The 17,768-nt window shown below is 41.9% G+C and carries 17 protein-coding genes; 5 read left to right on the top strand and 12 right to left on the bottom strand.

What is annotated here, in order from left to right; translation table 11 throughout:
• Positions 1–143 precede the first annotated feature (143 nt).
• Complete coding sequence (locus tag AC1DOV_RS19090; protein WP_477550762.1) at positions 144–1,163, top strand: alpha/beta hydrolase; 1,020 nt, start codon at positions 144–146, stop codon at positions 1,161–1,163.
• A 94-nt stretch (positions 1,164–1,257) separates the two neighbouring features.
• Complete coding sequence (locus tag AC1DOV_RS19085; RefSeq protein ID WP_477550761.1) at positions 1,258–2,115, top strand: SDR family oxidoreductase; 858 nt, start codon at positions 1,258–1,260, stop codon at positions 2,113–2,115.
• 119 nt (positions 2,116–2,234) lie between these two features.
• On the opposite strand, the gene AC1DOV_RS19080 is transcribed toward AC1DOV_RS19085, so the two are convergent.
• Positions 2,235–2,555 (bottom strand): hypothetical protein, encoded by a 321-nt coding sequence (locus tag AC1DOV_RS19080; RefSeq protein WP_477550760.1) that lies wholly within the window; start codon positions 2,553–2,555, stop codon positions 2,235–2,237.
• A 410-nt stretch (positions 2,556–2,965) separates the two neighbouring features.
• Positions 2,966–3,178, bottom strand: a complete 213-nt coding sequence (locus AC1DOV_RS19075; RefSeq protein WP_477550759.1) for a VOC family protein — start codon at positions 3,176–3,178, stop codon at positions 2,966–2,968.
• A gap of 336 nt (positions 3,179–3,514) precedes the next feature.
• Here AC1DOV_RS19075 and AC1DOV_RS19070 point away from each other — a divergent pair, with 336 nt between their 5' ends.
• Positions 3,515–3,976 carry a VOC family protein gene (locus tag AC1DOV_RS19070; RefSeq protein ID WP_477550758.1) on the top strand — a complete coding sequence of 154 codons (462 nt, stop codon included), beginning with the start codon at positions 3,515–3,517 and terminating at the stop codon, positions 3,974–3,976.
• 97 nt (positions 3,977–4,073) lie between these two features.
• Here the strand turns inward: AC1DOV_RS19070 and AC1DOV_RS19065 are convergent, their stop codons facing one another.
• A complete protein-coding gene (locus AC1DOV_RS19065) occupies positions 4,074–4,688 on the bottom strand; it encodes a glycerol-3-phosphate acyltransferase (protein WP_477550757.1) in 615 nt (204 codons plus the stop codon).
• Positions 4,685–5,779 (bottom strand): glycosyltransferase family 2 protein, encoded by a 1,095-nt coding sequence (locus tag AC1DOV_RS19060; protein ID WP_477550756.1) that lies wholly within the window; start codon positions 5,777–5,779, stop codon positions 4,685–4,687. The genes AC1DOV_RS19065 and AC1DOV_RS19060 overlap by 4 nt, the downstream gene beginning before the upstream one ends.
• A gap of 333 nt (positions 5,780–6,112) precedes the next feature.
• Here AC1DOV_RS19060 and AC1DOV_RS19055 point away from each other — a divergent pair, with 333 nt between their 5' ends.
• Entirely contained in the window at positions 6,113–6,862 is a 750-nt protein-coding gene (locus AC1DOV_RS19055; protein WP_477550755.1) for a class I SAM-dependent methyltransferase, read from the top strand.
• A 56-nt stretch (positions 6,863–6,918) separates the two neighbouring features.
• Here the strand turns inward: AC1DOV_RS19055 and AC1DOV_RS19050 are convergent, their stop codons facing one another.
• The 8 genes from AC1DOV_RS19050 to AC1DOV_RS19015 all read right to left on the bottom strand — a co-directional run bounded on the left by AC1DOV_RS19050 (position 6,919) and on the right by AC1DOV_RS19015 (position 16,244).
• Complete coding sequence (locus tag AC1DOV_RS19050) at positions 6,919–8,280, bottom strand: sodium-dependent transporter (protein WP_477550754.1); 1,362 nt, start codon at positions 8,278–8,280, stop codon at positions 6,919–6,921.
• Positions 8,281–8,522: 242 nt separating this feature from the next.
• Positions 8,523–9,494 (bottom strand): hypothetical protein, encoded by a 972-nt coding sequence (locus AC1DOV_RS19045; protein ID WP_477512163.1) that lies wholly within the window; start codon positions 9,492–9,494, stop codon positions 8,523–8,525.
• 1 nt (position 9,495) lies between these two features.
• Complete coding sequence (locus AC1DOV_RS19040; protein WP_441882875.1) at positions 9,496–9,981, bottom strand: RNA polymerase sigma factor; 486 nt, start codon at positions 9,979–9,981, stop codon at positions 9,496–9,498.
• Positions 9,982–10,144: 163 nt separating this feature from the next.
• A complete protein-coding gene (locus tag AC1DOV_RS19035; RefSeq protein WP_477550753.1) occupies positions 10,145–11,497 on the bottom strand; it encodes a HAMP domain-containing sensor histidine kinase in 1,353 nt (450 codons plus the stop codon).
• Complete coding sequence (locus tag AC1DOV_RS19030) at positions 11,494–12,168, bottom strand: response regulator transcription factor (RefSeq protein ID WP_441882871.1); 675 nt, start codon at positions 12,166–12,168, stop codon at positions 11,494–11,496. Before AC1DOV_RS19030 ends, AC1DOV_RS19035 begins: the two co-directional genes overlap by 4 nt.
• A 56-nt stretch (positions 12,169–12,224) precedes the next feature.
• The gene (locus tag AC1DOV_RS19025) at positions 12,225–14,183 is read right to left on the bottom strand and encodes a serine hydrolase domain-containing protein (RefSeq protein WP_477550752.1); all 1,959 of its coding nucleotides are present in this window, start codon (positions 14,181–14,183) and stop codon (positions 12,225–12,227) included.
• 167 nt (positions 14,184–14,350) lie between these two features.
• Entirely contained in the window at positions 14,351–15,856 is a 1,506-nt protein-coding gene (locus AC1DOV_RS19020) for a M56 family metallopeptidase (RefSeq protein ID WP_477550824.1), read from the bottom strand.
• A 13-nt stretch (positions 15,857–15,869) separates the two neighbouring features.
• The gene (locus tag AC1DOV_RS19015) at positions 15,870–16,244 is read right to left on the bottom strand and encodes a BlaI/MecI/CopY family transcriptional regulator (protein WP_430060724.1); all 375 of its coding nucleotides are present in this window, start codon (positions 16,242–16,244) and stop codon (positions 15,870–15,872) included.
• 243 nt (positions 16,245–16,487) lie between these two features.
• Here AC1DOV_RS19015 and AC1DOV_RS19010 point away from each other — a divergent pair, with 243 nt between their 5' ends.
• Positions 16,488–17,384, top strand: coding sequence for a diacylglycerol/lipid kinase family protein (locus tag AC1DOV_RS19010; RefSeq protein ID WP_477550751.1), 897 nt, complete (start codon positions 16,488–16,490; stop codon positions 17,382–17,384).
• The last annotated feature ends 384 nt before the right edge of the window (positions 17,385–17,768 follow it).

Here is a 17,768-nt window from a genome sequence, read left to right as displayed (position 1 = left end):
GATTCCATAAAGAAGCTGGCAATACCTTTATAATCTCCACACTCAAACCATCACTTCAACAATCCGCTCCCTTTTAGCAGCTTTCTTCAGTATGATAGAGACATAGCACAAATTCACACATAACCGCCTACTTGGAGGAATGAATGACTATGACGATGCTGATGAGCAGAATTGTACTTGGAATAGGAGGTTTGGCGGTCCTTTTTATCGGTTTACTTACCGTGATTAGTTATTATTTCTATTACGTGGCAATCAAAAGAAACTCAAAAGCATTTTTAAGCAATAATCATGATTTAGCGCAAATTCACGGAGAAAAGGAAACGGATGATCAAGCTGCCATTGCGTTAGCAGACGAAACTGGTCCAACACCGGTTGAGGCTATAGGGGTAGAATGGATAGAAAAACAAGCTTATGAAATTTGGCACCTTACTTCAAGTGACGGTCTCTCCTTGGTTGGCTATTACCTTGAAGCCAAAACTTTGACGTCCAAAACCGTCATTCTTGCACACGGCTATTCCTCGCAAGGGAAAGATATGGGCAGCTTCGCTAAATTTTATTATGACAGGCTTGGGTATAACGTGCTCATGCCTGATGATCGAGGTCATGGCGATAGTGAAGGCGATTACATCGGCTTCGGCTGGCCAGATCGGAAGGATTATCTCCTTTGGATAGACGAGGTCGTACAGAGACTTGGTGAATCGGTGCAAATCGTGCTGCACGGCATTTCGATGGGTGGAGCGACTGTGATGATGGTAAGCGGTGAAAACGTTCCAAAACAAGTCAAGGTCATTGTGGAGGACTGCGGCTATACGTCCGTTACCGATCAGCTCTCTTATCAACTAAAGCGGATGTACAAGCTGCCTGCTTTTCCGATTTTGCCTGCAACTAGCTTATTAACCCGCCTTAAAGCAGGTTATAGCTTCGAGGAGGCATCTGCAATCAAGCAGCTGGATAAAAATAAGCTGCCCATGTTCTTTATTCATGGTTCCGCCGATACTTTTGCACCTACAGAAATGGTGTGGAGGCTTTATGAAGCTTGTAAAGCTGACAAAGATATTTATATCGCCGAGGGTGCTGGTCACGGCATGTCCTATGGTACGGATACAACAGCCTATGAACAAAAAGTGGCGGCATTTCTCAGTCGATATGTTATGAATGGATAGTGTCTAAATGATTCTTTATTTTGCACATAACCTATACCACTCCCTGATATGAATAAACAGACAGAATCATTCTGATTCAGAGGAGGGTGTGCATTTGGGACCATTTACAAACGATTTATTGCAAGGAAAGGTCGTTCTCATAACGGGAGGAGCGACCGGGCTTGGACGCGCCATGGGTGAGAAATTTGTTGCGTTAGGTGCTAAGCTCGCAATTGCCAGCCGCCGTGAGGCGGTATTGAAGCAAGCTGCTGAAGAAATGAGCTTGCCCACCAGCACCGTTTACTACAAAAGCTGTGACGTTCGTGATCCATCACAAGTTCATGAGCTGATTGAAGCCGTCGAGAACCATTTTGGACATATCGATATCCTCGTCAACAACGCTGCTGGAAATTTCATCAGTCCTACCGAGAGGCTCTCTCCAAGAGCAGTAGATACGATCTTACATATTGTTTTACACGGCACCTTTTATACGACTCTGGAAGTGGGCAAGCGGTGGATTGAACAAGGAAGAGGCGGTACGATGTTGAACATCGTCACCACCTATGCTTCTACCGGCTCGGGATATGTTGTACCTTCCGCTGCTGCAAAAGCTGGCGTTCTTGCGCTTACAAGATCGCTCGCCGTTGAATGGGCACCTTACGGTATTCGCCAAGTTGCGATTGCACCAGGTCCCTTTCCGACAGAAGGCGCTTGGTCTCGCCTCTCTCCCACTCCTGAGCTTGAAGAGAAGTTGATTAGCCGCATCCCCTTAAAACGTGTTGGCGATAAAGAAGAACTAGCTAATTTAGCCGCCTATTTAGTTTCGGATTTCGCGCATTATTTGAACGGTGAAGTTGTAACGATTGATGGCGGCGAGTGGCTGCAAGGTGCAGGGCAATTCAACAGCTTAGCAGAGGTGTCCGATAAGCAATGGGATGAGCTGGCTGTAATGACGCGCAAGGGTAAAGATTGAGTCGATCAGCCGCATACTATGAATCTTTGAAAAGAAAAGCAGCTCATTTCTCTAAGAGTCATGAGCTGCCATCTTGTTCAAGCATAGTTTCTACAAAACTATAGCTTCATATGCGTCAATTAAACTTCGTTGCCTGGAGCTGTGTCACCTAAAGGATAGCCGCCTGTGCGGTTTCCTCCGGTACGATTTCCACCAGTACGGTTGCCTCCGGTACGGTTTCCACCAGTACGGTTTCCTCCCGTGCGATTACCGCCTGTACGGTTGCCGCCTGTGCGATTGCCTCCTGTTCGGTTACCTCCAGTACGATTTCCGCCTGTGCGATTACCACCTGTACGATCGCCGATGGTATTGTTGCCACCTGTTTGGTTACCCCCAGTACGATTGCCTCCTGTTCGGTTGCCTAGTGAACTGTTTTTTGCATTTTTCTTTTCTTTTGGCATATGCGTAATTCCTCCTCTTAGAAGATACTTACAACATATGAATCATCTCTATCATTTGCAACCTGACATTTGATTGATTTATAGATTTGGTTTAGTACCTATATGCTAGAACCCTACATTCATGATAATGTTTCGAATATTACTCCGAGAAAACAGGGTACGTATATTAGACGTGCTGTTTTCCTTGAAACATTCACATTGTGCTTGGATTAATGCTGCTATGAAATGAGAAGCTTGTTCCGGATATTAAAACCCTAAATCCCATCCCGCAAAACAAAGCTGTTTTCCCCATTTCTTCACTTTTTCCAAGATGCTCGTTAATTATCAGGAAGATTGAATCGTTTCGTCGTTGTCCACAAATCCCTTGCCCCACCGCTTGAATTTGAAGCTCTATTATTCATTTGACCATGTTACACAGCCTTTTTAATTTCTATTCGGTTTCCTTCAGGGTCAATCACAACTCCGATGGTTCCCCAGCTATGTCTATGAATCTTAACTTCAACTTTACGATCCATTAATTCTTTCATAGTATTATCAAAATCAATTACATCGAACCTTAATACTGTTGGGTTTTGAGCTCTTGTTTTTTCAGTGGTCGAGGACACACCATTATCCTCAATCATGAGATAGCTTCTTCCAAAATCAAATATAGTCTAATCCTCCTTCTGTTCTCTAACGGGAAGTCCTAATTTAACCTTATAGAAGTCTAAAGTTTCCTTATAATTTTCCATAAAAATAATGATCCCAGCTTCGTGTAAGTTCATGTGTACCTCCTACAACGATAATTTTAAATTTATTATATTCTTATGTATAAAAATAGACAATAGAAGTCTTACTATGATTATTGTAAAACCAGATTACACACCAAACTTTGAAAAATCTTGCAGGAAAACATTGGTAGATAATCGAATATAGTCAAAAATGCTTAATAAAATTTCTGGTGACAAAGGAGAAATAAAATGAGCGAGCAAGCTGCAAAGACACTTACAGGTCAAAAAGCAAAATTCGGTCACACCATTCAAGTTCGGCTGGTCTCGGACTTAAAGAAATCCCAAGAATACTACCGTGATGTGCTCGGCTGCCATATCGATAACTGGGGGCATGCGGAAAGAGACGGAATGACCGTCATTCTGCAGCAGGCGGCTTCCGCTGAAGATGTGCGGCCTAACGCACGCGCACAAAAACGTCCAGATTATCCTACAGAATGGGAAGGCCCCGACTATGGATGGGACACATTTATTCATGTAAGCTGGGATGACTTGGACTCACTTATTGAGGAAGTGCGTAGACTAGGCGGACATATTGCGGTCGAACCGTTTACTGATGCTCACGGCAATCACGAATTTAAAAACGCTTATATCAAAGACCCAGATGGATATCACATCGTATTGGGCGCTATGCGTGAAAATTCCCGTTCGTAGTATAAATACAACTCCTGATGAAGGCTTGTTTGGCGGGAAGTTAATTAAAGAGATTGTCTCGAAAGGCATCACCTTAAGAGACAATCTCTTTTTCATTTTAGACACCTTTGTCATATCCTTTTTTCCACGACTTCCCTATTTCAACTCTGTGCTTATAAACAAGAATTGCAAAATTTCCAAGCCATACGAGGAGTATGGCAACTGAAAACATCCTTATATACAAATAAACGGAAAGAAGCAGCATGCCAACAACAACCTGCAAGCCATCCGCCTCGGTGGATTTAGGCTTTTTTTTATATATCATACGGCTCACACCGGCCATCAGCGCAAGAATTACGGCATAAGCCAAAGAAACCTCAAACCCCGTGAGCGCACTCCATATACCGAATGAGACAGCAATAGCTTTGCCGCCCTTCCCTTTCAAGAAAGGAGAAAAGGCATGCCCTGCTACAGGCGCGATGGCAAGCGGAACGATTAGATAACCATAATTATAGCTGCTGCCCATTATAAAAAGCACGGGCAAGTATCCTTTCAAAAAATCCAATAAAATACCGGCCACACCGAATTTATATCCAGATGACTTCCAAAGATTCAAAGCACCAGGGTTGCCGTCGCCAACCGTTTTTATGTTTTTTTTGCGAAGTAGACCAAGCCAATACGAAAACATAAGAGAACCCGATAGAAATGAACCCGCAATCCATAATATGATCATAGGTCCCTCTTGCCCCCTACCCGGATGTGCCTGCCTTTCCAGCTTACATGCCCTAGAATAAGCACCTGATACATGGAATAAAGCATAACAATGATAAAAAATAACGAAGCAAAAACATGGAGCATCGGAATAACGATCCCAAAAGCGCCTACATACTTCGTGAAGTAAAATAATTGAAACATATAGACAAAATAACCGATTAAGAGAGGCAAAGCCCATGAAGTATTCGCAAAAATAAACACCGTTTCCGATAGAAGCAGTCCTAGCACCCAAATAGCTATCGGGATAATCGTCCACGGACTAAGCGTCGAAGTGCTTAATACCGCCCCTTTGCTAAATCCTTCAATTTCGCTTTGAATGCCTTGCGGATACATGCGGAAAGAAACCAAGCCATATCCGATAAAATTAGTGACTGGTACCCCCGCTGCCATAAATTTGGAGCCTAGAAACAAATCGTCCAGCACTTCAGCTTTTACGCTTTCGTGGCCATTGATTTTTTCGTAATCCTCCCTTAAAGCAACAATGCAGGAGCCATAGAGCCCTTTCATCCGGTTTTTCTTTTCAAAGACCGATGTAAACGCAAATATCCCAAGCACATTCATAATCAAAGCAAGTTTCTCATATAGCTTCTCGGTGTGATGAAAAGGAACAACTGAAATCACACCCTTCGATCGCTCCCTAGCCTTTATTAATGAAGCCAAGGCGTTAGGCGCCAGTCTTATATCCGCATCTAAAAATACAAACATATCACCAGAGGCATGCAAATATCCATTCCATACCGCCCAGTTCTTACCTGTCCAGCCTTTAGGGAGGCTGCTATTTGAAATAATATTCACCCCATAGCCTTCAGCTATTTCTTTGGTTCGATCATCGGAATAATCATCTACCACAATAATTTCAAAGGGTTGAACCGTTTGCGACTTAAGGGATTCAAGCAAATGTGGTAAATTACATTCTTCATTTCTAGCTGGAATAATAATGGACAGTTTCCGCACGCTCTGATCTGTCTGATTAGTGACGGTCAGAGTATTTTTTCTGAACAGAAAAAAACCAGAGAGACATCCGACTAGCATTAGAATGAGCATCCACATTTTCTAATCCCCCCTCATGTATTTATGTATATGAAGGGGCCGTCTGTATTATTTTAGTTTCATTGATTCCTCCATCCATATGGGATCGGTACACTTTGCACGATGGCTTGATTGATAAGCTCACTTAGCCATATAATGAGAACAATCTTTCAATCGAGGTGAATGGAATGTCTTTCCGAATGGTTCGAAGTAATTAGTTTCCGGGCTGGATAAAACGCGTACCAGCTGCAGAGGGGATCGTCTGTCCTTCTGACCACATGAAACTAAATTTTGAACGGATATCGGCAGCAATCCATTCGTTTTTTATTATCCTCATTGGAAGGTGGAAGAAATATGAATGCAGTAGAATACAAACAATTTTATGATCAAGTCGGGAAAATCAACGGTTGGGATTTCAGCAAAGTGAAATCTGTCTCAGAAGGAATCGCATGGGATTTTTATGATGAAGTCATCCAGTCGTGCAAGAAGTCTGATCTTTTGCTTGATATCGGCACTGGCGGCGGAGAAGCATTATTATCAATAGCAGATTCAGCATTGCTTCTAATTGGCATTGATCTTTCCACAGGCATGATTGAAACCGCATTAAATAACGTAAAACAATCAAATAAATCAAATATACGCTTTTTACAAATGGATGCGGAGAAGCTCGATTTTCCTGACCACTTTTTCAATGTAGTCTCTTGCAGACATTCCGCATTTTCTGCCAAAGAAATCGCAAAAGTATTGGTGAACGATGGTGTATTTTTTACCCAACAGGTTAGTGAGCACGATAAGCTCAACCTTAAAGAGGCATTCGGAAGAGGACAGTCATTTGGTACAAAAAAAGGTGTCTTGAAAAATCAATATATTGCGGAGTTAGCTGATGCAGGCTTCACAGACATTCAGTCATTTGAATACAACGCAACCGATTATTTTGAGACGGCTGAAGACTTCATTTTTCTATTGAAACACACGCCAATTATTCCGAACTTCGGACAATCCGAGACAGATTTTCAAATCCTTCAACAATTTATAAAAAACAACCAAACCGAAAAAGGAATCAGAACAAATTCAGAACGATTTATGATTACAGCAAGGAAATAAAATAGAAAGGGATACCCGGTTATGGGTATCCCTTTCTATTGCTTATAATGTGGATACTACAATAATGAAGTTATTTTATCAAGCACCCCAGTAATATCAAGAAATACGATGATAATGACTAGAGGAATAATAAACCTGATAATAAAAAACCAAATAGTAAAGGCAGTAGCGCCAAAACGAGAATGCTGCAATAACTCCTCTCGCAGAGTGCCTTTCTTCATTTTAAGCGGTACAAAAATCGATATCAAAAACACGCCGAGCGGCATCAAAATATTACTAACTAAATAATCTACTGAATCAAATAGATTTTTCGAAAAGATTAAAATGTCGGCAAAAGCACTATAGGATAACGCAGACGGAATGCCTACCGCAAAAATGAATGCACCAAGCATATAGGCATATTTTGTTCTCTTCTCCTCTTTGCCTTTAACCATAGAAGCTACAATGATTTCTAGCATCGAGAAGGCCGACGTTAATGTTGCAAATAAAAATAATGCTAAAAAGCCTAATAAAAAAACTTCCCCAAAAATAATTTGATCAAATACCGCGGGCAATACAACAAACAACAAGCCAGGTCCTTCCGCTGGTTCTAAACCTAGTGAAAATACAGCCGGAAAGATGGCCAATCCCGCTAATAATGCAATCAGCAAATTCATGGTTACGATGGAAATAGCCGGTTGAATCAAGCTTTCCTTTTTGGACAAATAAGAGCTGTATGTAACCATTACGGATACTCCGACACTTAAGGAGAAAAACGCTTGACCCATCGCAAACAATACACTTTGGGATGTGATCCTTGAGAAATCAGGTGCTAGAAAAAACTTCACACCTTCCATCGCGTTATCCAGTGTAAGTGAGCGAATGATGAGTACGATAAAGAGTACAAATAAAGCTGGCATCAAAATTTTGCTCACCTTTTCAATCCCATTTTGTATCCCTTTTGCCACTACAACAACTGTCAAAGCCAAAAAAACAAATTGTGCCGCAATAACTAAAATAGGATTAGCAATGGTATCGTTAAAGACCGCTCCATAATTTGCACCTTCACTAATGATTCCGCCAAACAAACCTTTTGCAAAATAAATAACAATCCAACCGCCAATAACGCTATAAAAAGACAATAAAAGAAAGCAGGTAAATACCCCGAGCTTTCCGATCCAATGCCAATTGCTATGAGGAGCTAAGCTGCGATACGCACTAATGGCTTCTTTTTGTGTGCTTCTCCCGATTACAAACTCTGCTAATAACAATGGGAAACCCATAAAAAAAGTGAATAAAATAAATAAGAGAAAAAATGCCCCTCCTCCGCTTATTCCCGTAACATAGGGGAGCTTCCATATTGCGCCTACTCCAATAGCAGAGCCTGCCGCGGATAAAATAAAACCAATCTTCGATGTCCATTGCGCTGATGTTTGCATACAAATCAATCCAGTCTATTTTTATTATGTCTTTTTTTAATAATGTAAAAGACAAAAAAAGCCACATCTCTATCTTTAACGATAGGGACGAGGCTATTCACACGGTATCACCCTAATTGAAAACAAATTTTTGTTTCCTGCTTATCGCTCTTACGCTATTAATAGTATACGGAATTATAGTACGGCAACAACGAAAGGTCAACCTTTATTGTCGATATTTTATTACCAAAAAACTTGCTGCCTTATTGCAAACGATCCCATAGCGCTGAGAAAGCTGCCGGCTCTAACTGAAAAAAGACAGGTGCATTTGAATATTTCACATAGTTTCCTTTAAACAACCACATCTGCACTTCCGTCTGATCCTCCAGCTTAAAGAACAAAACCTTCTGATTTTGTGCACCTTCGTTGTATATGCCTTCCTTGTAGAGCTTATCCCCATCAATAGGTTTAGCATCATATAATGCTGTCATGAACACATGAAGCGTTTGATCAATTGGGAACTTATTAAATTGCGGCTTGCTATAATTCCAGCTATTATAATCCTGCCATCTTACTGATTCCATATGATCCTTTACTTTCGTTTTTCCTATTAAATCTTCGCCATTCGCAATCGTAATGCCATTTAGATGTTCATACAATTCAGCATAGATCTGTCCCTCATGCTCTTGGTAGGACATAATTCTAAAATCACTATCATATCCGTTCACGGAATAAATGTCAGCAACGCCAATCGTTGAAGCTAGTTCAACATAATCTGTTTGCTTGCTCCACTCGTCAATACCAGATTTTGTACGTCCAAGCTTTTCGCCGCGCAGCTCCTTCGCATTTTCCGCAGAGATGCGAGTTTGCGTTTGTGTATAAATATTGCCTTTATAGACGATTAGACCGATCATATCAGCCATGGCATTTGATTGATCTGGAAGCTTTATTTTCGGAATCGTAATTGCATTCGGGTCGTTTATAGGTTCAACTGGATCTCTTTGTACAATGGGCTCCGTTATATCAATAAGAAGTTTATTATCACTCATCCACCTATCTGCACTTATCCATCCAAGGATAACGACCAACAGTAAACTACCCACAATATATTGAAATCGTTTGATTCGAAATGGACTAGCTGGTTTCTGACGAAGCAGCTGTTGAGCAATTCTATTCTGTAAATCTGCCTCCGGCTCTATTTGATCCATAACATGCTTGTACGCCTTGTGATTCATATTATCGTTCTCCTTCCAATTCCAGCTTTAACCGCTGCCTTCCCCGTTGCAAACGCATCTTTACTGCAGACTCACTAATTTGCAAAATGTCTGAAATTTGGTTGACCGAGTAATCCTCATAATAATAAAGGTGAATAACCGCTTTGAATTTAAACGGCAATGCCATGACATGATCCATAACGGTACGATCCGTTTCCGATTCAAAAAAATCATTCATTTCTTCCATCTTCACTACACGTCTTCGCCATAAGCTGCCTAACATATTTTTGCACTGATTCGTGATGACTCTTATGAGCCATGCCTTTTTATGATTCTGATCATTGAATTCAGGTGATTTATACAACAATTTCGCAAATGTTTCCTGCATGGCTTCTTCTGCGTCCTCTTTGTTTCCGAGGTGAATCATTGCGATTCGGTAAAGCATTTTGCCGTATAAAAGATAGGTTTCCCCAAAATCCACGCCCGGCCGGAGCGAACTGCTTGGCATTGTAATATGACCTCCTTTACCCATTAACACAATTAAGAACGTAGATTGGTCACATATTGTTTTTACTTTTTTTTGAAAAATCGTTTTTTAGTTTCAAATTGGGTTCTACATTATGCTAAAAAAAAAAAATGATCGGTCATTTGACCGATCACTCCAATTATTATTATTGAATGGGTAAACATACCATTACTGTCGTACCTTCGCCTAGCCTACTTTTCATTTCGATCGTTCCATGATGAAGAGTAACAATTTTTTTGGCGATCGCAAGCCCCAAACCATTACCGCTAATATTGCGGTTGCGTGATTGGTCCGACTTGTAAAACCGCTCAAACACATGTTCAAGCTTATCCGCCGCAATGCCAATACCTGAATCGGTTATTGTGAATAGCACTTCGGTACCGGATTGAGTTATAGAAATTTCGATAAGTCCACCTTCAGGTGTGAATTTGATGCTGTTGCCGAGTAAATTCATCCATACTTGGTTCAACTGATCCTGATCTGCTGTAATCTTGATCGTGTTCGCCCATTCTAATTCGATACGAATGTCTTTGGCCGACCATTGAGGCTCGCAAGTAACGACGATTTGCCTAATTTGCTCGTCGAGATTATACGTCATCGGCTCGAATGGATGCTGATCGGAATCAAGCGAGGCAAGCCTCAGCAAATTATCGCTAAGCCTCGATAGCCGCCCGCTCTCCATAATAATAATATCCAAATAATAATTGCGATTATTTTCTGCTACCAAGCTGTTATTCTTCATCGCCATTGCAAAACCCGATATTGACGTTAGCGGAGTTTGAATTTCGTGTGATACATTCGATACAAAATCCTGCCGCATCTGCTCCAGCTGTTTCAGTTCACTAGCCATTTCATTAAAGCTATGGCTTAAGACTCCTATTTCATCCGCGCTTTTCAGTTTGATTTCTACATCGAAATCTCCCTTGGCAAGCCTCTTGGTCGCTTGTGTCATCGCTTGAATCGGTTTCACCAAATAACGAGCCGCAATGAGAATGCATAGGCTCCCAATAAATAAGCCAAGAAGCAGTATGAGCAGCATCATTCGATTTATAATATTTTCATTTTGCGCTGAAAACTGCATAAACATGGCCTGTATCTTCCCATCGATGGGAAAAGGAATACCAACAAATGTTTGACCTTCCTTACCAGGTGAGCGATAATATTGCCCTCGAAGCACCTGCTGAACAGCTTCCGGCGCAATTTTCACATTACTCGTATTGTTTAAAGCATAGATCGTAACATTTCCGGATGCATCATACATGTGGATTGGATAAGCGGACACCTTTACCATTCTTGTTAGGAAAACACTCAGATCATCCGGCTTTGTTTGTTCATAGAGAGTAATCATTTCCTCTCCTGCTGCAAGCATGTCGTTCTGACCGACATGGTTTATTTCTTTCTTGAATATAAAAAAGCCTATAAAAAATGAAGACAACAAGCTGAATATGATGACGGCCAGAAACGTGCAAATGATGCGGACATATAACGTATTAATCATGTAATGACAAGCCGATACCCCAGACTACGGGCTGTTTCAATCTGAAAATGTTGTGCATCGCCAGCAAATCTTTCCCTTAGCCGTTTAATGTGAACATCGACGGTTCGATCGTCACCTTCATAATTTTTGCCCCAGATCTGGGTGATCAGCTGTTCCCTCGTAAAAATTTGCCCAGGATGGTTCGCCATTTTAAACAGCAGCTCAAACTCCTTCAATGGAAGTGTTAGCGTTTCATCTCCTCGAATCACTTGATAGTTGCGGCGATTGAGGGTAACACCGCCAAGCTGTATCGTTTGTGAAGACACGATCATGTAACGCTTCAGCAGCGCTTTTACTCTCATCACAAGCTCCATTGGGTCAAACGGCTTCGTTAAATAATCGTCCGTTCCAAGCTGAAATCCCTTCACTTTTTGCACTGACTCTCCCTTGGCTGTGACCATCAGGAGAGGAATATTGGAATCAATACGTCTAATCTCCCTGCATAATTCCCATCCGTCTACGTGAGGCATCATAATATCGAGGATAACCATATCAATTTGATTGTTTTCCCAAATTTCTTGCGCCTCCGCACCGTCTTTTGCCTCTAAAATTTCGAAACCTTCGTTTTTCAAAAATAAAGACATCAATTCGCGAATATGTGCATCGTCATCCGCGATCAGAATTTTGGCCATTAAGATGTACGTCTCCCCTCTTTAACATGCACTTCCCATATGGGTGGATTGCTGTTTCAACCAAAATGCCATCCAAGCAAGTTCCAATGATAGAAAAACAAACTGAGTGCTACTGCCGATAGCATAATAAGAGAGTAATGCACGCGTTTTAGTACCGTCCAATATTTGTTTTTCCAAGCAAGCACACTCAAAACGATCATTGCCAATGTAAATCCAACGAGTAGAATAGGCATAAACAAATAAAGATTCAACGACTGTGTAATGCGGCTAAGTCGAGTGAGCAAATCCATATTCATCACGATAACAAGCGTCGCAACAACGGTTGATAGTGCCCAGACGGCGGTGGCTGCAGACAGCCGATGTGCCCACTTCTGCTCTTTCGGCATCGCGCTGATTTCACGTCTGCGATTTAGGAAGCCCAGTATCACCGTAATAAATAGAAAGACTGAGATGCCAAGCAATGGAAACCAGAACGATGTTTGATCCAGCAGCGACGCGCGTTCAAGCGGCATCGCAGGTAAGAAATCAAGAAGCAAATGCGTGACTTTTCCTGATTCGTCGGTGCGGAATCCAATCCGTCCCTCTCCGCCTACTTGTTGAAATACATCAGGTCCAATAGGTTCAAATACTTGCTGTTCGGCACCACTCCCAATGAATAAACGATTACCGGAAGCTGCTACACTGATCTTGGACATAAAACTGTAAAACTTATCAATATCGGTATGATTGCGACGAGTAAATTGATAGGAACCCGCATATTTTTGTACAGCATCATTAAGTTCAGCGGATACTGGAGGCAGGCTGGCTTCCTCGACTGGGAAATAGCGGTCTAAAAAGGCTTTTGCGAGCCCATCCGCAGCTAATGCGCCGTCACCGCCATTGTAGGAAACAAAAATGCCAATCTGCTTATCTGGAACAAGATATAGCTCCGTATTAAACTGCATATCTGCTCCGCCGTGGGAAATAACCTTCCGCCCGTTCATGTACAGCTCATAGAAACCAAGATCCATTGCTGGTAAATCCTTATGAAACTGGAAAGCTGGTGCATGCATCAATAGGGCAGTTTCTGGCTTCAAAAGTTGCTTTTCTCCATAACGTCCATTTTGAAGATGAGCAATCATGAAATGAGCCATGTCAATTGCAGATACTGCAGCTGATCCCGCGGGCCGAAATCCCCCCTCAAACGTTGGCGGCTGAGCTGCGAATACGCCGTTTTCCTTAGCATAACCCGGTACAGAAAAAGCTTCTAATGCAGCAGGAATAGGCTCTTGAACCGTAGCGTATTTCATATCGAGCGGATCAAAAATATATTTCTGTATATAATCATTGTACGCTGTCCCGCTAACTTCCTCGACGATTAATCCTGCTAGCGCGGCGCCATAGTTGGAATAAGACGACATCTCGCCCGGAGGTCTTACTCGTGCTGGCATATGCTTGGCAAGCGTTTCCGAAATCGATACCGGCAGCTTTTTAGGATCTGTAGTAATTTGATAGCCGACTCCGCCTTCTTCAAAGCCAGCGGTATGGGTCATTAGATGACGCATCGTAATCGGCTCTGAATAGGTTTTCGGTATTTTCACCGTTTTCAAATAGTTATTGACGTCTGTGTCCAGATCGATCTTGCCTTGCTCAACAAGCTGCATCACAGCGGTCCAAGTAAACAGCTTCGTTGTTGAAGCGATTCGAAATAGATCTGTCTCTGGGTTCGCCAGCTGGTTCTTCTCGAGGTTAGAGTAACCATACCCCTTAGCGAGCAGGATTTCCCCATCCTTGACGATTGAAATAACCGCACCTGGAAACTTGAAATTGTCCATATGCACTTTCATAATACCATCAATGAACGCCGTTAGCCCAGCGACATCGTTTAGAGAGTTGGCTTCTCCCTCAGACTTTACGGGTGTGGACTGCGCTGCCGATACCGGCGCTTGTGCTCCGAATAAGCTCACTCCCGCAACAGCAACCAGTAAAGTGACTAACATTATTTTGTAACCTATTTTCTTCATAATCGATAACATGATAAGCCTCCAACATTCTGCGTATTTTTTTTGACAACCTACTCTCGACTTGCTTGTGAGAGCATATCATAAGCTTGTGAACGCAGAGTGAACCTCGCTAGTTTTCACAAAAAAAAGAGCCGCCCGCATGCTGCTTGGGCGACTCTTAATCGTAATAAACCATCTATTTATTCGGGAAACTGCTCGTAATCAAACTTTCCATCCGAAGCAAAAACATATTCGCAGCTATTTTGCCCCCAAGTGGCTGTGATGCTATAAACTCGGCCAGTTGTCGGAATGTCGCTCACAGCTGTTGGTGGATTAATGAATGCATACTTTCCATTAACATGGTTTACGGCAACTTCTTCAATCGGCAATAACGATTGCTCAAAGCTTTCAGTCAAAAAAGCCATTTTCACTGTAACTTTATCTGGTGTATTTTCTCCAAAATCGACTTTCAATTTCTCACCTGGCTTTAAACGACGCAGACCTGTTAGAAGAGTAGGCTTACTATGCCAAGCTGCTTGGTAAAAGGACATTCGATCATACTTAACCCCATTCCAACTTGATTTTAGAATTGTATAATTTTCGATGGGATCAGTATTTCTCTCATGTGAGATGACAATAGCGGGTGGTTCAACTGGACTGATGCTGCTTCTTACATTGGAATTGCTTGCTCCCACACTAGCCCCAAGTGCAATTGCACTAAAAATGACGACTGCAGCTAATACGAATGAGGATAATATTATGAATGTCGATCTTTTGCTAGGTCGCATAATAGCCACCAGCCTTTCTCTTAAAATCGTCTTCTCATCGCTAAAAGTAGCCTGTAATCCTCCAACGGGGTATTGTTCATTTGAGGCTACCGCAATTAAGGTTTCACCGTATTCCTGCTTCTCTGATGAGGTGAATTTACGAATAACCACTTCATCGCAAGACAGCTCACAAAGACGGTTAATCTCTTTTTCTACAAAATAAACTACGGGGTTAAACCAATGCAGAGAAGTAACGAGCATGGAAAACCATTTTACAACAATATCAAACCGTTTCAGATGTGTGATTTCGTGAATCAAAATATTTTTGAGCTGAACCTCAGTGAAGTGGGTATCCGGTAAGATGATTATTGGCCTAATCATTCCTATAAGCATAGGAGTGGTGATGTAGGAGTTGCGTACAAGCTTCGCTTTATACCGTCCATTCAACATCATGCCAAGCATCCTATTTTCCCAATCATATGCAGGTTTGCTTGCTGTTTTCATATACTTTAGAAATCGAGTATAGCCTCTTAATTTTATAAAGAGTGATAGTATTGTCCCAATTAACCAAACGTAAATGGCATATTGCTTAATTATTGTAATCACAAAAATTTCTGAATTATCAGCTCTGATACTTTCTACTGCTTGAGCATCATTAGCTTGAGGTAGGGTGATCGCATGAGTTGGGTCGATCTCTATATCAAAGTTTGCAGCTTCCCCACCTTGTAAAATGGGACCTGTTAGAAATGGATTTTTGTTAAAAACATCATTCATGATACTCCCATCAAATGAAAACGGAATCGTCAATCTTAGGAGAACCACGATCCAGATGTAATACTGAAGCGACTTCGAAAATTTATGCTTGATTATTGGCTTCATTAAAAACAATAAAAAGAAGAGGATGCTTCCTGATATCGAAAGCGACAATATAAGTTTCATGATGTCATTCAATTCAGTCACCTACCTTAAATAAGGTACGCAGCTCCTTAATGTCTGCTTCATTTAGCTTATTGCCTCCTAATAGCGTTGCAACTAGACTTTTTGCACTGCCTGAATATAAACGATCGATTAATGTTTGTGTCGCATGCTCGTTATATTCTTGCTCGCTCACTTGTGGCTTGTAATAGAACACTTCCTTCTTGGTTGCAATGACTACACCCTTCTCGCACAATCTCCGAAGCAATGTTTTTATTGTAGAGCTTTCCCAGCTGCTTGATTTTTCAAGACATTTTCTAATTTCAGATATAGGCAGCTCGGTCCCGGCTTCCCATAATACACGCATAACCTCAAGCTCTGAATCCGTTATCTTTGAAACTAAGCTGCTCATCATCCCACTCCTAAAGGTTACATATGTAGACTCTGATTAGAGTTTACAACAGTAACCTCTGACTGTCAAATCATTCCTGTAGCTAACTGACAGCTGTTGGTGGAGGTTAATTATTGAAGGATTCAAACCATTAAGTTTACATCGTTTTCTCCTAGTCTTTCAGATTAACGACGAACCTTGAGGGGTAATAGTAAGTGTTAAGGAACGAACTCAATAGAAATGTCCATAGAGAGGATACTATTTATGAAAAAAGCGATGATCATTATTAATCCCACTTCTGGTAAAGAAGAGGCACTCAACTATGTCAGAAACGTGGAAGACCTTTTGACTGATCAAAGGTACGAGGTTACGGTCAAGGAGACGGCAAAAGAACAGGACGCAACCCTGTTTTGTATTTCTGCGTGTGAGGACAGTTATGATTTGGTCGTTTCAATCGGAGGGGATGGAACGCTTCACGAAACGATTAATGGTCTTATCAATCAAGAACATCTTCCAAAGCTTGGAGTAGTCCCTCTTGGAACAGTTAATGATTTTGCTCGCGCATTACAAATACCGCTTCTTCCCGACAAAGCGATTCAGACCCTCTCTTCTTCCCGAATAAAAATAGTAGATTTGGGCCAATTAAATGACCAATTGTTCGTCAACACCGTTGCTGTAGGCTCATTTGCTGAATCACTCTCTTCCGTTACGTCAGACGATAAATCTCGGCTCGGCGCTTTAGCCTACGTAAAAGAAGGGATCAAAGAGCTTATGAACCAGCCGACTCATCCTCTTTGCATTCAATATGATGGAGAAACATGGGAAGGAGAATCTCCACTCTTTCTCGCTGCGTTAACCAATTCAGTAGGCGGATTTGAGAGGTTGGCACCCGACGCGGCTGTTGACGATGGTCTGCTTCACTGTTTTATTATAAAGGATTTGACTATATTCAACACGATTACAGCCAGCCTGTCATTGCTGTTCGGCAATTTCAAAAATCATAAAGACGTGGTTTATTTTACAGCCAAAAATGTAAGTATAAGCTCGCCTGAATCAGTAAGGACTAACGTTGATGGTGAAGAAGGGCCCTCCTTACCCATCCAAATAAGCAGTATGCCTCGTCATATTCAGGTGATTGTACCGGAAGAGGCTACATTGTAGTCCTAGTCAGTAGCTATTCGTAGATCAAGATCAATATAATCGGCTGGTGGAATCAATGAAATCGATGGAGTCCGTGCGATCGGCGAGATAGATGGATTCGGTGAGATCGGTGGGGTCAGTGGATCGCTGCAGAATCAATAGGAATGCTAAGATTGCTGGGGGCATTGGATCGATGAGGTCGGAGGTGTCGGTGAGATCGTAAGGATCACTGAGGTCGATGGGATCAATAGGAACGCTGAAATTGGTGGGGTCAGTGGGATCGGCGTGATAAGTGTCCTTGTCAATGGAGCATTACAAGCCTTTTCGGATTCTACAACGTTAGGTCCATTCATCGTTTTTTAAGAGGGCCAATACTAGCCTTGGAGCAAGGTTGCCTACCAAGAT

Source organism: Paenibacillus sp. 01T47 (assembly GCF_056398245.1).
This window is presented reverse-complemented; position numbering and strand designations above follow the sequence as displayed.

What these genes read in the sequence shown, in the direction of transcription:
- AC1DOV_RS19080 (WP_477550760.1), bottom strand. Translation starts at nt 2,555, where the DNA reads ATGCCAAAAGAAAAGAAAAATGCAAAAAACAGTTCACTAGGCAACCGA.
- AC1DOV_RS19020 (WP_477550824.1), bottom strand. Translation starts at nt 15,856, where the DNA reads ATGAAACTTATATTGTCGCTTTCGATATCAGGAAGCATCCTCTTCTTT.
- AC1DOV_RS19040 (WP_441882875.1), bottom strand. Translation starts at nt 9,981, where the DNA reads ATGCCAAGCAGTTCGCTCCGGCCGGGCGTGGATTTTGGGGAAACCTAT.
- AC1DOV_RS19015 (WP_430060724.1), bottom strand. Translation starts at nt 16,244, where the DNA reads ATGAGCAGCTTAGTTTCAAAGATAACGGATTCAGAGCTTGAGGTTATG.
- AC1DOV_RS19010 (WP_477550751.1), top strand. Translation starts at nt 16,488, where the DNA reads ATGAAAAAAGCGATGATCATTATTAATCCCACTTCTGGTAAAGAAGAG.
- AC1DOV_RS19035 (WP_477550753.1), bottom strand. Translation starts at nt 11,497, where the DNA reads ATGATTAATACGTTATATGTCCGCATCATTTGCACGTTTCTGGCCGTC.
- AC1DOV_RS19030 (WP_441882871.1), bottom strand. Translation starts at nt 12,168, where the DNA reads ATGGCCAAAATTCTGATCGCGGATGACGATGCACATATTCGCGAATTG.
- AC1DOV_RS19045 (WP_477512163.1), bottom strand. Translation starts at nt 9,494, where the DNA reads ATGAATCACAAGGCGTACAAGCATGTTATGGATCAAATAGAGCCGGAG.
- AC1DOV_RS19070 (WP_477550758.1), top strand. Translation starts at nt 3,515, where the DNA reads ATGAGCGAGCAAGCTGCAAAGACACTTACAGGTCAAAAAGCAAAATTC.
- AC1DOV_RS19055 (WP_477550755.1), top strand. Translation starts at nt 6,113, where the DNA reads ATGAATGCAGTAGAATACAAACAATTTTATGATCAAGTCGGGAAAATC.
- AC1DOV_RS19025 (WP_477550752.1), bottom strand. Translation starts at nt 14,183, where the DNA reads ATGTTATCGATTATGAAGAAAATAGGTTACAAAATAATGTTAGTCACT.
- AC1DOV_RS19075 (WP_477550759.1), bottom strand. Translation starts at nt 3,178, where the DNA reads ATGATTGAGGATAATGGTGTGTCCTCGACCACTGAAAAAACAAGAGCT.
- AC1DOV_RS19065 (WP_477550757.1), bottom strand. Translation starts at nt 4,688, where the DNA reads ATGATCATATTATGGATTGCGGGTTCATTTCTATCGGGTTCTCTTATG.
- AC1DOV_RS19060 (WP_477550756.1), bottom strand. Translation starts at nt 5,779, where the DNA reads ATGTGGATGCTCATTCTAATGCTAGTCGGATGTCTCTCTGGTTTTTTT.
- AC1DOV_RS19090 (WP_477550762.1), top strand. Translation starts at nt 144, where the DNA reads ATGACTATGACGATGCTGATGAGCAGAATTGTACTTGGAATAGGAGGT.
- AC1DOV_RS19050 (WP_477550754.1), bottom strand. Translation starts at nt 8,280, where the DNA reads ATGCAAACATCAGCGCAATGGACATCGAAGATTGGTTTTATTTTATCC.